Origin of the sequence: Phocaeicola barnesiae DSM 18169 = JCM 13652, assembly GCF_000374585.1 — a bacterium.
GTDB lineage: Bacteria > Bacteroidota > Bacteroidia > Bacteroidales > Bacteroidaceae > Phocaeicola > Phocaeicola barnesiae.
The window spans coordinates 196266-209022 of the sequence record NZ_KB894647.1 but is presented as its reverse complement, the minus strand read 5'-3'; the positions used below and the strand labels follow the sequence as shown (position 1 = coordinate 209022).

Below are 12757 nucleotides of genomic sequence, written 5' to 3'. Positions count from 1 at the left end.
TTTATTGTTCGGGTTTTAGTTTGAAATAAAAGATGTGTTCTCTGAATACTTGTTCCACCAGGTCAAAACGGATAAAATCCGCTAACAGGGCGATAACCTGCCTGCGGGGCATCTTTGAAAGCTTGACACATTTGTTCAAGGTCAGTTCACCGTATTGGGCCAGCAGGTTCAGCACGTGCTGTTCCTTTTCGGTATAGGTCACCATGACTTCCCTGCGGTTATGCCGCCAGACATCCAGATGTACCGGAGTAGCCAGAATCGTTTCGTCCTTGATGCGTACATAGGCTTTCGGCCGGTTCTCTTCATCGAGGGCGTAGACGGGCTTTTCTTGACTTTCGGGAACGTAGACTTCCAGTACATCCTTGCCTTCCACCTTATATAATTGGTTATCCAAGGCCACGGCAGGTTTACAATACATCGTGGCAGCCGCTTCAATCATGTAAAGTTCTTCTTCCGATCGGATGCCGGCTATTTTACCGTTATCCTTCACCCCGATAAGCAGTCTTCCACCTTCGGTGTTGGCAAAGGCCGACAAACTTTTCGCTATTTTCCGGGCATCGGTAATGGCAAACTTGAAATCCTGGTGTACGTGTTCACCTTCGCTCACCAGCTGTTGGATATGGTTCGTTGTCGTTTTCATGTTCGGTCGGCAAAAATACAAAAAAATAAGGCTCTCTTCCCGTAAATTAAAAACTTTTAGGAAGAGAACCTTATTAAATGCTATCAATGAGTACGTTTAGTAGCAATGCTTGTGAGTCATGATGTCCAGTACCATCTTGTCGGTCTCGTTCATTCCTTCCGAACCGATACGGGTCAGGTTCCGGATACTTAAATCTACATCGTCTTCGATGATACCCTCTACGGCAGTGACACATTTCTGTTCCATGGCCAGGATAGCCGAAAGCACAGCGGTAGAGACACCACTGGTCAGTTTCAGGGCACAGCTCGGTTTGGCGCCGTCACAAATGATACCGGTCAGATTGGCTATCATGTTCTTTACGGCATAAGCTACCTGTTCGTATCCTCCTCCCATCAGGTAAGTGATACCACAACTGCTTCCGGTAGCGGCTACCACGCATCCGCACAAGGCAGAAAGGCGACCCAGGCTCTGTTTGATGTAGATAACCGTCAGGTGACTCAGGGTAAGGGCACGTATCAGTTCTTCCTCTGTCTTCTGGTTGTCTTCGGCATATACTACCACCGGTAAGGTAGCGGCTATTCCCTGGTTACCGCTTCCTGAGTTACTCATGACCGGAATCATGGCCCCGGCCATACGGGCATCGCAGGCAGCCGACGTATATGACAGGATGTGAGTGAACGTATTATCGCCCATGAGATGCTTTTCGCTGCGGCTTTCGCGGAGTGTCTTACCCAGTTCGTGACCGTAATTACCGGCCAGTGAACGTTCGGCTGCGGATTTGTTGAGGCGTTTGGCTTCCAGAATGAAACGTAGTTCCTCTATCGGTGTCGTTGTGGCAAACTCGAATACCTTTCTCAGGTTCAGTTCCATTTCCGTTTCGCCTCCTTCATGGCCTGCTCCGCTTTGGATGTTCAGCAAGACTTCATCGTTCAGGCTTTCGTAGACGAAATGGGTATGTCCGCCGCTGATGATGGCGGTAGCCTTGTTGCCGTCCGCTTCACAGCATACTTCGATGTACAGTTTCTCTTCGATTCCTTCTTTCAATGAAATCTGGATAGCCTGCTCGTCAATCAGCTGCTTTCCTTCTTCTACGGCTTCAGGGGTACAGTCTTTCAGTACTTCCAGTCCGTATTCCGATTTGCCGATGAGGGCTCCCAAAGCAATGGCGATAGGAAGACCTATCATGTCTGTCCCCGGAATACCTACTCCCATGGCATTCTTCAAGATGTTTGCGCTCAACTGTGCCGTGATGCGCTGCGGATATCTGTTTTTCAGGATTTCGCTGGCTTTGGCTACGCACAAAGCCACGGCGATAGGTTCCGTACAACCGATGGCCGGAACCACTTCCTGGTGAATCAGGGCAATTATCTGCTCTCTTTCTGATTTTTCAAGCATATATTTCCTTCTTATTTCTTATAGTTCTTCAATCCGGTTTCCAGGAAATCGATGTATTTCTGGATATCTTCGTCGTAGGAATATGATTTGTTCAGCGGCTTGCCTTCGTTGTCTATCAGTACGTAGAACGGCTGGGCATTGGCACCGAACTTGGTACGTTGCAGGTAGCTCCACTTGTCTCCTATGGTACGCAGGGTACGTTCCTGACCGTTTTCCGTGATGCGGATAGGTTCCGGCAGCTTGGTCTTTTCGTCTACATACAATGTAATCAGTACATAGTCATCGTTCAGCAGTTGGCTGACTTTTGGGTCGGTCCATACGGAAAGTTCCATTTTCCGGCAGTTCACACAACCGTAACCTGTAAAGTCAATCATTACCGGTTTACCGTTCTGACGGGCATATTCCATACCGGCGTCGAAATCATTGAATTTGGCATGTACTTCGTTCTTGTAAAGGTTGAAGTCCTGGGTCTGCATCGGCGGTGCAAAAGCGCTGACTGCCTTCAACGGTGCTCCCCAAAGTCCCGGAATCATGTAGACAGCAAATGCCAGAGAGAACATGGCCAGGAAGAATCGGGTAACACTTACCTTGTTGTCATCGTCATCGTGCGGGAACTTGATTTTTCCGAGCAGGTACATACCCAACAGCGCAAAGATGACAATCCACAGGGCCAGGAAGGTTTCGCGGTCCAGGATACGCCAGCCGTAAGCCAAGTCGGCTACTGACAGGAACTTCAACGCAAAGGCGAGTTCCAGGAAGCCCAGGGTTACCTTGATGACATTCATCCATCCTCCGGATTTCGGCATGGATTTCAGCCAGGACGGGAAAAGCGCAAAGAGGGTGAACGGTAACGCCAATGCAATAGCGAAGCCCAACATTCCGATGGCCGGTGCCAGGTAGCTACCTGTAGACGATACTTCCACCAACAGGAAGCCGATGATAGGACCTGTACATGAGAATGATACCAATGAAAGGGTGAAGGCCATCAGGAAGATGCTCAGCAGACCGGTAGTCTGTTCAGCCTTGCTGTCGATAGCGTTACTCCAACGGGATGGCAGGGTAATTTCGAAAGCTCCGAAGAACGAAGCCGCGAATACCACCAGCATCAGGCAGAAGAAGATGTTGAAAATCGCATTCGTAGAAAGGGAATTCAATGCGTTGGCTCCCCATATACCGGTGATAATTAATCCCAGACCAACATAAATCACCACAATGGAAGCTCCGTAGGTGAAAGCATCACGGATTCCTTTCTTTTTATCTTTGGTACGTTTCAGGAAGAAGCTTACAGTCATCGGGATAATCGGCCAGACACACGGTGTGAACAGGGCCAGCAGTCCACCCAGCATACCGGTGAAGAAGATGTATATCCAGGTATGCGATTCGTTGTTGATGTTTTCGCCGTAACTTCCCAATTCGGTGATGACCGGTGCCCAATAGTCGGCAGTGCCGGTAACAACGGCAGCAGCCGGTACAGCTTGGGTAGTGTCGGCAGCAGCTTCTGTAGCTGCGGTTTCTGTAGTAGCTGTTTCAGCGGCAGCCGATGCGTTGCCGGCAGCTTTTCCGGTAAACGCGAAGTCTACGCTGGTAGGAGGCAGGCAGTTTTCATCGTTGCATGCACCGTATTCCAGATAGCCTACTATTTTATAGTCACCTCCAGTCAGTTTGATTTTCTGTACGAATGTAGCTTGCTTTTCGAAATAGCGGACTTTCATTTCGAAGATAGGGTCCATTTTTTCGATTTCCTTTCCGCGAGGCATCAACTTTCCTACTACTTCGGCACCTTCTATCTTATCGATATTGAATGTTGCCGAGATAGGGCCACCTTCTGGTAAGTCAGTAGAATAGATGTGCCATCCGTTTTCGACGGCTCCCGAGAAGATAATCTCGGCTTCATTGGCCGAAAGGGTCTTCAGCTCGGTTTTGAACTTTACCGGTTCCTGAATCTGCGCGAATACCGGCAGACACAACAAGGCCATAACAAGCCAACTGATGAAATGTTTTTGGGTCATTGTTTTTGGTTTATGTTTTATGATTTTAGAATAATTCCATGTAAGGACGTGCAAAGTTAATCTATTTGACCGATAAGTTCCTATTTTAGGGCTGAAAACTTTTTAAATAGTTTATCTGTTTGATATAAAAGTGTTTCGGATTTTTCTTCATGCATTTCCCCAGACTAACACAATGACGGGGGTGAAAAGAAAATTCAGTTTCTTTTCAAAAAATCATCTCGAAAATTTGCGTTTTTAAAAATTAGTCGTACCTTTGCATCGCTTTTGAAAGAAAGCGCTTCGGTAAAGAGTAGCGAAGCTTTGGAGAGGTGGCAGAGTGGTCGATTGCGGCGGTCTTGAAAACCGTTGTACTGCGAGGTACCCGGGGTTCGAATCCCTGTCTCTCCGCTTTTAAAAGATTAATCAAGTTCTGAATGATATTCAGGATTGGAGAGGTGGCAGAGTGGTCGATTGCGGCGGTCTTGAAAACCGTTGTGCTGCGAGGCACCCGGGGTTCGAATCCCTGTCTCTCCGCATGGAAGTTCCGTAAATGCTTGATTTACGGGACTTTTTTGTCTTTATGCAGTCGTTTTGAAAACGAACTCGCATTTTATTTCAAACATGCGGATGTTTTGTATAAAACAAACGGTTGTTTTTCCTGAAACATCTGGTCGTTTTTTGCTTTCAAAAAACGGCCTTCGTCTTTGTATAAGCATCAAAGACGAAGGCCGTAATTTTTTACGTTATTTGTAAGTATGGGTTTATATCAGCTGCCGTTAGCGGCAGTTGTGTATCGAGCTGTTGGTAAGGATGATGGTTTATGGTTGCGAGTCTTCTCCACCTGTATTGCTACTCGTTGAGTCTTCGACGTATTCTCCATTAATATAGATATTCTTCTGTTGACCAGTTATTGATCCGTTTTCTCCCAGCGTTACGTTATAACCGTTTCCTTTTAAGGTGTAATCATCAGGAATATTAATGGCTGTAGTTACTTTACTCCAGTCTACATGAGTGAAGAGGTTGATTTCGTTATCAACTAACAAATCCTCTACACCCTTCGGAAATGTATTATTAGTTAATGCTTCCAATAACCTCTTGGCATCTTCCTCATTATATACACCCGGGATGCGGTATTGTGGGAGTGTCTGTTCCCCCTTCTCATTCCAATCTACTATTTTATATCCTCCACCAACACCTGCACCGTCTCTAACAATCAAGTAAAGACGCATACATTGCCCGGCATTTAATTTTTGCCTTTCTGTAGAAGTAGAAGATGACGACAATTTCAAGGAATTCAAAGTACCGACATAGCTATGATTAACCTCTGGACTTCCAGGGTCCGCAACATTTACTGTCACAATGAAAAAACCTTCATCATTTTGAATATCAACTTTATCGTCTGAACTACTTAAACCTAAAACAAACGGATGTACATACAAGGACTTACTATCATCATCTTCCTTATCCCAGTTCCACGTAATCCACTTAGTAGCAGGAACACCAGTCAACACATTCTGAATTCCGTCCACAAGTGGTGTAAAAGTTGCCTGACTGTACATATTCGGGAATTGAATCGTTGCCTCTTTTATATTTTCATTGAAGGTTCCGTCCGATTTAATGTATGTGATACCTTCCAACGTTATTTTAGCAATAGGACGTTCAAAATACAAAGCAACATCCTGCCCCCATTCGTCGTAAGAAATCGGACCTTTTTGAGTAATAATAAACTTTTCAAGATCCGTTTCTTTATTTGTACCGTAAATGACAGTCCCAGAAAGGTCAGCACTTGACTGCTCTCCATATTGGAATGTTTTATTCATTTTTACACCTCCGGTAATCTCATCATTTTCCCCAGTTTTCACTGATGGTTGTGTCCAGGCATAGAAAGTATGATACGATGTTTCATCGCACCAATTCAGACGTTCAGTCTCATCCGTTTGCTTTTCTGAATCAATCACCAGATTCCCTTGTTCTCCAGGAGCTTCTTTATACGGTTGAAAGAAAGATTTAAAAGAATTATCTGACCCGACTTTCATCCAAATATAAAAAGTCCCGAAATCCTGTCCGGTTTCATTCAGAGTAATGTATTCATCCGTAGCACGTGTGGTTGCCAGTATGTCGCTTTGTTTCTTAATGGCACCATAAAATTGAACTTCACCGGCTATGGCATCAACACTGCCGCTTGAAAGTTCCTCTTTGCTGCAAGCCGTCAAAAGAGCGATGCAGGCAAGTATTTCGACATATAATATAATATTCTTCATATTATTGTGATTTACAATTATATAACTATATTATAATCCAGAATCTTCATTACCGGTAGGAGAAGAATCATCTTCTCTACCAATCTTATCAAAATCTGTATTAACAAAACATACATTATGATATGTATCATCATCAGATAATATTTTAGGGGCAACTCCAGCCAGCCAGCCAACGAAAACGTTATTCGTATTCGCAACTGTAGAGATATTTAATTCAGCATAAACAGAATTCTTTTCCATAAATGGACTATCTTTTCCTTCCACTTTCCTAACAGCGCCAGCAATACCACCAATAGTATAATATTCAGGATATACACCACCTATAATTGTACTTTCTTCTATTTCAGATGAAACTTTTCCGCTAACCATGCAATTATATATATCCGAATTTAGAGAATAGCCTATCAAACCACCTGTAGCAGAGTGACCAGTAGAAGCAACAGTTCCAGAATTATTAGGATCAATAATACCATTACATATACCACCACGTATTTCTCCTTCATTATGAGAATCACGGAATATAATTGGAGTATCGTTAGGATTACGCATTGACCCTACCAACCCTCCAGTATATACATAAAGACCTGTAGCTTCACCGGCATCAACATCAACACGTACCTTACAATTTATAATGCTGCTTGCTGAAACGCCAACCAATCCACCAGTATATACATTACCATTTTTTAATTCAGCGTTATTAGTTACACTTATTTTATCATCGCCAAACATACTTACATTTTCAAGCGAAGCTCCATCACCATTTTGACCTACCAAACCACCCATCATCAATACTTCGCCATCAACTGAAGCATTAACCTCTACTTTAATATTATTCATTTCAACATTTGTCATGGGACTTGTAAGATTATTACCAACTAAAGATCCAACAACAAAAGGTCCTTTTCCTTTTAACTCAGTAACATTGATACTTATATTGTTCAATCTAATACCATCCACATTCCCTCTACTTTCTCGCGCAAGAATACCAAATTGGTATGCACCACTTTGTAAACTAACTTCATCTGCATTAGAATCAGTTATTCCTAAATTCAATATATGGCCATTGACCGTTCCAAATACATTTTTTCTCACATTTTTAAAGAAGTGACCATTCCCATCTAAAGTAGTAGTGCCCTCTACATCTACTGATTCAAAATTATAATTTTTGAAATCAATATTCTCCATCAATAGCAAATAATTATTATCTACCTCTTGTAATACAACAATTTCTTCACCATCCCTTCTATATGAATATGAATTTCCATCTCCAATACAATTCAAGAAATCCTGCAAATTAAACTCCTTATCATCCTCTGTAGGAATATATTCCTCATCTGTCCACCACTCTTCGTCATCATCTATAATTATATTTCCCAACAAGTCCTCCAAGGATACTGTATAAGAAAAACCCTCTTTTAAATCTTTCAATTTTTCCACATTTTCCCAGCTAAACAATGGTCTGCCAAAGCGACGGGTCAAAGAAACTTTGCTATAATCGCCCGGAGGAAGGAATAAGACAAGAGCCTTGGAATCATCGGTAATATCAATTGTTTCTCCTCCTATCAAAACTCTATTGTTACTGTCTTCTTTCTTTACAAATTGAAAATCAAATAAATACTTTCCATTTGGGGAAGTTTCACTATTATCTTCTTTCAACTCCAGTTGAAAAGCATTTTTCTGTTCTTCAGTTTTTATTCCTGTATTTTCCAACCATAGCTTAGAATAACTTGCTCCGCCTGTTACAACATCCAAATCCGTCAAGACCAAACGTGTACACTTATGATTGAAAGTCAAATGAACAGCATTACCGTAAGATACTTCCACTTCCTTTGTCATCAACGGATCTGTAGTCACATCCAGCGAGTCCAACAAGACTGGTAATGTCTTATTATTTTCGATATCCAGCACTCCGTTAAAACCGGGATAATAAAAAGCAGAAAAGCTGGCATTATCCGCATCCCATGGCCAATACAACGGAATTCCAGAATTATTCACCCATTTACCCATTCCATCACCAGTATTCTGATAAGTAAGAATACAACAAACGGACTTATCTTCCATTAACTCCGGAACAGACGGGTCATTCTTGTTTTCCTTATAAAAATTAGCCACTACCTGAATAATGTCACCATTGACAAATTCTGTCTTTTCTCCAATTTGTGCATCAGCCCTTGAAGATGGAGTTATCGGTGCAAAATCCATTACAAATTCTATCGGAAGCCCACCGGCATTTTCGGCAGTACCACCGTTTTCCAGCCATCGTTCATCCGTACAACCCAACAAGCCGCACAGAACGATAAAACAACTTATAAACGTTATATACTTTTTCATATCAGTTTCCTCCTGTTGTACCGTCTCCGTTATTAGTTCCGCTATCATCGTCTGTAGAGTCTGAATTTTCTCCGGTTTCTGCGTTATCTACTACAGCCTTGAATACATAGACACCACTTGTGTTTTTTTCTTTTAAAGAAAAACCTGTTTCCATCTCTCCAAACAATTTTTGACCGTCTGCTATAGAGGCATCTTTTCCTAACCGCAGATTTCCTTCCAAAAGACATTTATCAACTTCTCCTGCAATAGCTTTTCCTGCAAGTGAACCGACAGTTCCATTTTCACTATAGATTTCGATGCCTGTTATTTTACACTCTGTAATACTTCCATTTGTAATAGTACCAGCTATAGTACCGGTACAATCATTGGCACCCGTTCCTCCACTGATGGAAATACCATCTATCTTCAGATTGTTTATGCTACCGCCATCAGCCAAATCACCAATAAAACCAATATTATTTGATGTACTATTTATTAATCTGGTCAATTTAATATTACTTAGTGTATGTCCGTGTCCTTCCAAACGATCTGTAAATGTCTGGACAAAATATTGATATTCTTCCGTAAGTTCACTACAATCAATATCAGCATAAAGATGGAAAATCCATGGGGTTTCGTCACCAACAGTCCCATAGTCTGTCAAATTACTACCATTATTATTATAAGCCTCAATCCATCCCTTCAAATCATCCAAGTCATAAATTCCGGCATTCTTATTCTCAATCGAAATCGTTTTATCATTCCACGATGTAATCTCATGCGGATATATTGTTGGAGAGGGGCCATCCAGTTTTACGGTAACCGGATATCGGTTACCTGCTTCCAATGACTGCAAGATATTACCTTCCGGACGAACATATTGCCATGTACCGAAATCATCCATTATTTTTATATACTCCACTTTGGCTTTTGGAGGTAAAATAACAGAATGTATTTTTATTACTTCATTCTCGTCATTGGTATATGTGTAATAGTTGGCCGGAAAGATTACCGGTGCACTATCATCCTCTTCAACATCAAAAGTAAAGTTACCCGTTGTACGCGTAATATACCCCTGCAGCCCATTCTTCAGCTTGACCAATACTTCATTATCTCCATCTGTCCAATTTTTTCCATTAAATCCTATTCCACGTTCAATCGTCAGCATGGAGCAGGCATGAGAAAATGTATAATTGATTCTCCAACCACTGATAGTACCGTTATTGCTTGCTTTCAAAAGATCGATGACTTTATTCTTATTGCCATCGTTGTAAGGATTGTTACTATCATCTACATAAAGGTCGATATCGTATGTCAAAGGATTACCAGTCTGAGAAAAAGCATCATTTATTGCAGAATATGGATAATATGCAAAAGTATGTCCTAAATTGGTCATGCTGGAAATTTCAATATCTTCATTTACAAAACTCCCATATGTTTCTCCATTAGGGAGTGTGTATGTAAGAGGAACATTCACCAATCTGCTTTCATCATAGTTTCCATCTGTTCCATTCGCAGAAAAAAGTCCTATTTGACATCCATTTACAAATGTGTTCGAACCGGATAAATAAGAAAAATAATTATCCATCCCTACACCGAATTTATCAGTATTTTGTGTGTTATTATCAGCCCTTGATTGAACCGTAGAAGCTTCTTCAATGGTAGCGTACACTTCCAGATAGCCCTTACCATTGATAGCTGTTTCCACACCCGCTTCTTCCGTACAGGCTGTGCCTAAACAGAAGGCCAGGCAGGCTAATATGCTGTTTTGTATGATTGCTTTCATAGTCTTTTATGGATTTGTTTTTTCTGTTAATGTACCTTTCTGATTTATATTATATTCTTTGTTGTCATAAGTGATGGTATGTCTGTTGGATTGAAATGTAAATGTGTAGCCGGCTTTTGTTGTAAAATTTAATTTTGTTGGATTTGTTGTATTATCAAATATTTTAGAAGCATCATTAATCGTCAGATTTTTCCATAGGTAGAATGTCCATTTACTATCAGAGAATATTCCATACTTCCACAACGTCAAATTAGTCTTCCCCGGATTATCGTTATAAGCACCAACCAGTTCTTCCAATTCATTAGCTGTATAGACACCTATCTGATTGACATTAAGATCCTTTAAATCCAACTCATCCCATTTCTCCACCAATACCGGTCTGAAATAAACTTCAAGGTTATCCCAATTACCCAATACGACAGTCACCGTCAGATGGCAACCGGAAATAAATTCTAACGATCGATATTCACCTCCGTAAAGCATAGATTCTGGCAAGACACCTTTAAATGTCTTCTTTGTTGTTGTAACATCGTCGATTGTCCGTTCTAAGGTAATGGACAATACCGGTCTTTCACTACCAAACTTTTGTGGAGGGAAAATCCAGTTGTCCGTTATGTAACCACCCGGCACCTCTGTATCCGATGAGACATACGCACCGCCTAATTTACATGTATTATTTTTGTCATCACTAATAGATACCGTTCCATTCGAGCGGTTAAATGTTGTCGGCTTTACAACGACATTTGATAATTGAACCGAAACTTTTCCGCTTTTCAACAGTCCGTCTATTTCAGAATTTCTGGAACTGATATCAAATGTCAGCATAGACATCCGGTGTTCAAGCACAAAATGCACAGGGCTTAGTGGAGCTGAAATTACATTTGCTACTTTTACGGTATCCCATAAAAGGTCATTTCCCTCACCGGGATTTGCAGGAGCTGCACCGGCAACAAAAGTTTCCGGTAATGTGACTGTCAGTTTTTCTTGATCAGTAACATTTACATTATCCAACACAAAAAGTGAGCTGCTTTTATTAATGCCTCCCCATGTCAGATTGGGAGCTGCATCTCCATCATTAAATACAACTCCTACCGTACTATAAGTCGAATTACCAGCACCGTTCTTTACGTATGAAAAATAATAAGTGCCCGAAGCAGGTTCGTTCGCTCTTGTCTGTATTGTTTCACTGATGGAAGCCGTAAGTTGCAATGCTTCGTTTTCCATCCATCCGGTCTGTTCATTCAGCCCGTTATCTGAACAAGCTGCCATCATTGCTCCCATGGCAACCATTATAATTATTTGTCTTTTTTTCATGATCAAGCACCTCCTTCCTGGTCACCCGGTTGATTTCCCTCGCCCGTCTGACCGTTATCTGTTGATGAATCTTCTTCATCCAAAATCATTCCTGCCGAGGCCTCTGTCCAAGGCTTTATTTCAGCATCTAATAATAAAGGAAGATCTCCATTTGTCCCTAACTTCAATCTCAGTATTGTGACATGAGCCTGACGAAGACTTATAGATTTATCAGGAACAAAACAATAGGTCTTTTCCGTATTATTAACCTTGACTTTAAAATGAACAAAGTCCGTTCCTACAATCTGTTGCTGAGGCACAGGTATAATTCCCAAGAAAATATAAGTCTGAGTCTTATCACTTGAATTTACCGACTTACTTTGTAACCACATAGTTACATCTGTTAGAGAGCCTTGACCAGTCACCGTACGTAAAGCGTCATTCTGAATGGTTGAAGTATAATCAATCTTATATTCAGTCTGAACATTCTTAAGCGAAGCAGACTGAATCGCATTTTGTGGTAAACCTCCGGTACCAATCGGAACAATCGCTTCCACCCGGATCATGGCAAAGGCATGATGGAATGTCAAATAGATCTCCTTAAACCTTTCGTCCAAAGACATGCGGTGATGTGCCAACAACAAATCAGCTTTTTTAAAATTTTCTTCACTATTCTGAACTGTCGGTACATAATCAAAAGGATTGTTCCCGGGGTAGTAAATGGCCTCAAACATATAAACAAAGGAAGTTGGTGAGAAATCATTCCAGGTAACACTATTTTCGTTGAGAGGTGTAAATTCATCCCATTCTGTTCCTTTCTCCTTATAAGAGTAAATAGTATTATCATCAAAAGTCGGTTCACCAAAAAACTTAGTATTTACAAGACGAATCTGGTCTTCACTTGCAAAAGCAGTCTTTATATAGGATTCTCCAGCACGACTTGCAGCCTCCGAACCACTTACCGATACAGCCAGGCAAACTTCGGCATCCCTATCCGTTTCATCTGATGAAAATTCCTCCGAGCTACAGGCTGTTATAGCCAGCAGACCGGCATATAGCATGATATATTTTAATCGTTTCATAT

At 41.5% G+C, this 12757-nt stretch carries 8 protein-coding genes and 2 tRNA genes; 2 read left to right on the top strand and 8 right to left on the bottom strand.

The window, feature by feature from the left end; translation table 11 throughout:
- Window position 1 precedes the first annotated feature (1 nt).
- The 3 genes from C510_RS0106980 to C510_RS0106970 form a co-directional block, all read right to left on the bottom strand.
- Window positions 2–640 (bottom strand): AlbA family DNA-binding domain-containing protein, encoded by a 639-nt coding sequence (locus C510_RS0106980; protein WP_018710626.1) that lies wholly within the window; start codon window positions 638–640, stop codon window positions 2–4.
- 96 nt (window positions 641–736) lie between these two features.
- Window positions 737–2035: an L-cysteine desulfidase family protein gene (locus tag C510_RS0106975; RefSeq protein WP_018710625.1), complete on the bottom strand. Its 1299-nt coding sequence runs from the start codon at window positions 2033–2035 to the stop codon at window positions 737–739.
- Window positions 2036–2046: 11 nt separating this feature from the next.
- Window positions 2047–4044: a protein-disulfide reductase DsbD family protein gene (locus C510_RS0106970; RefSeq protein ID WP_018710624.1), complete on the bottom strand. Its 1998-nt coding sequence runs from the start codon at window positions 4042–4044 to the stop codon at window positions 2047–2049.
- 302 nt (window positions 4045–4346) lie between these two features.
- Here C510_RS0106970 and C510_RS0106965 point away from each other — a divergent pair.
- Together C510_RS0106965 and C510_RS0106960 are read left to right on the top strand one after the other, a co-directional pair.
- Window positions 4347–4431, top strand: a tRNA-Ser gene (locus tag C510_RS0106965).
- A 41-nt stretch (window positions 4432–4472) separates the two neighbouring features.
- Window positions 4473–4557: transfer RNA gene (locus tag C510_RS0106960), tRNA-Ser, on the top strand.
- Window positions 4558–4841: 284 nt separating this feature from the next.
- Here C510_RS0106960 and C510_RS0106955 read toward each other — a convergent pair.
- Genes C510_RS0106955 through C510_RS0106935 form a run of 5 tightly spaced genes read right to left on the bottom strand, consistent with a single transcriptional unit; the run spans window position 4842 to window position 12755 of the window.
- Window positions 4842–6284: a hypothetical protein gene (locus tag C510_RS0106955; RefSeq protein WP_018710623.1), complete on the bottom strand. Its 1443-nt coding sequence runs from the start codon at window positions 6282–6284 to the stop codon at window positions 4842–4844.
- Window positions 6285–6314: 30 nt separating this feature from the next.
- Window positions 6315–8615 carry a GLUG motif-containing protein gene (locus tag C510_RS0106950; RefSeq protein ID WP_162160990.1) on the bottom strand — a complete coding sequence of 767 codons (2301 nt, stop codon included), beginning with the start codon at window positions 8613–8615 and terminating at the stop codon, window positions 6315–6317.
- 1 nt (window position 8616) lies between these two features.
- On the bottom strand, window positions 8617–10380 hold the full coding sequence (locus C510_RS0106945) for a fimbrillin family protein (protein WP_018710621.1): 1764 nt from the start codon (window positions 10378–10380) through the stop codon (window positions 8617–8619).
- 6 nt (window positions 10381–10386) lie between these two features.
- Window positions 10387–11694, bottom strand: coding sequence for a fimbrillin family protein (locus C510_RS0106940; protein ID WP_025892718.1), 1308 nt, complete (start codon window positions 11692–11694; stop codon window positions 10387–10389).
- Window positions 11695–11696: 2 nt separating this feature from the next.
- Window positions 11697–12755, bottom strand: coding sequence for a fimbrillin family protein (locus tag C510_RS0106935; RefSeq protein WP_018710619.1), 1059 nt, complete (start codon window positions 12753–12755; stop codon window positions 11697–11699).
- Window positions 12756–12757 lie beyond the last annotated feature (2 nt).

Excerpts from the sequence above, each read along its gene's own strand:
- C510_RS0106980 (WP_018710626.1), bottom strand. The coding sequence starts at position 640 with ATGAAAACGACAACGAACCATATCCAACAGCTGGTGAGCGAAGGTGAA.
- C510_RS0106975 (WP_018710625.1), bottom strand. The coding sequence starts at position 2,035 with ATGCTTGAAAAATCAGAAAGAGAGCAGATAATTGCCCTGATTCACCAG.
- C510_RS0106970 (WP_018710624.1), bottom strand. The coding sequence starts at position 4,044 with ATGACCCAAAAACATTTCATCAGTTGGCTTGTTATGGCCTTGTTGTGT.
- C510_RS0106955 (WP_018710623.1), bottom strand. The coding sequence starts at position 6,284 with ATGAAGAATATTATATTATATGTCGAAATACTTGCCTGCATCGCTCTT.
- C510_RS0106950 (WP_162160990.1), bottom strand. The coding sequence starts at position 8,615 with ATGAAAAAGTATATAACGTTTATAAGTTGTTTTATCGTTCTGTGCGGC.
- C510_RS0106945 (WP_018710621.1), bottom strand. The coding sequence starts at position 10,380 with ATGAAAGCAATCATACAAAACAGCATATTAGCCTGCCTGGCCTTCTGT.
- C510_RS0106940 (WP_025892718.1), bottom strand. The coding sequence starts at position 11,694 with ATGAAAAAAAGACAAATAATTATAATGGTTGCCATGGGAGCAATGATG.
- C510_RS0106935 (WP_018710619.1), bottom strand. The coding sequence starts at position 12,755 with ATGAAACGATTAAAATATATCATGCTATATGCCGGTCTGCTGGCTATA.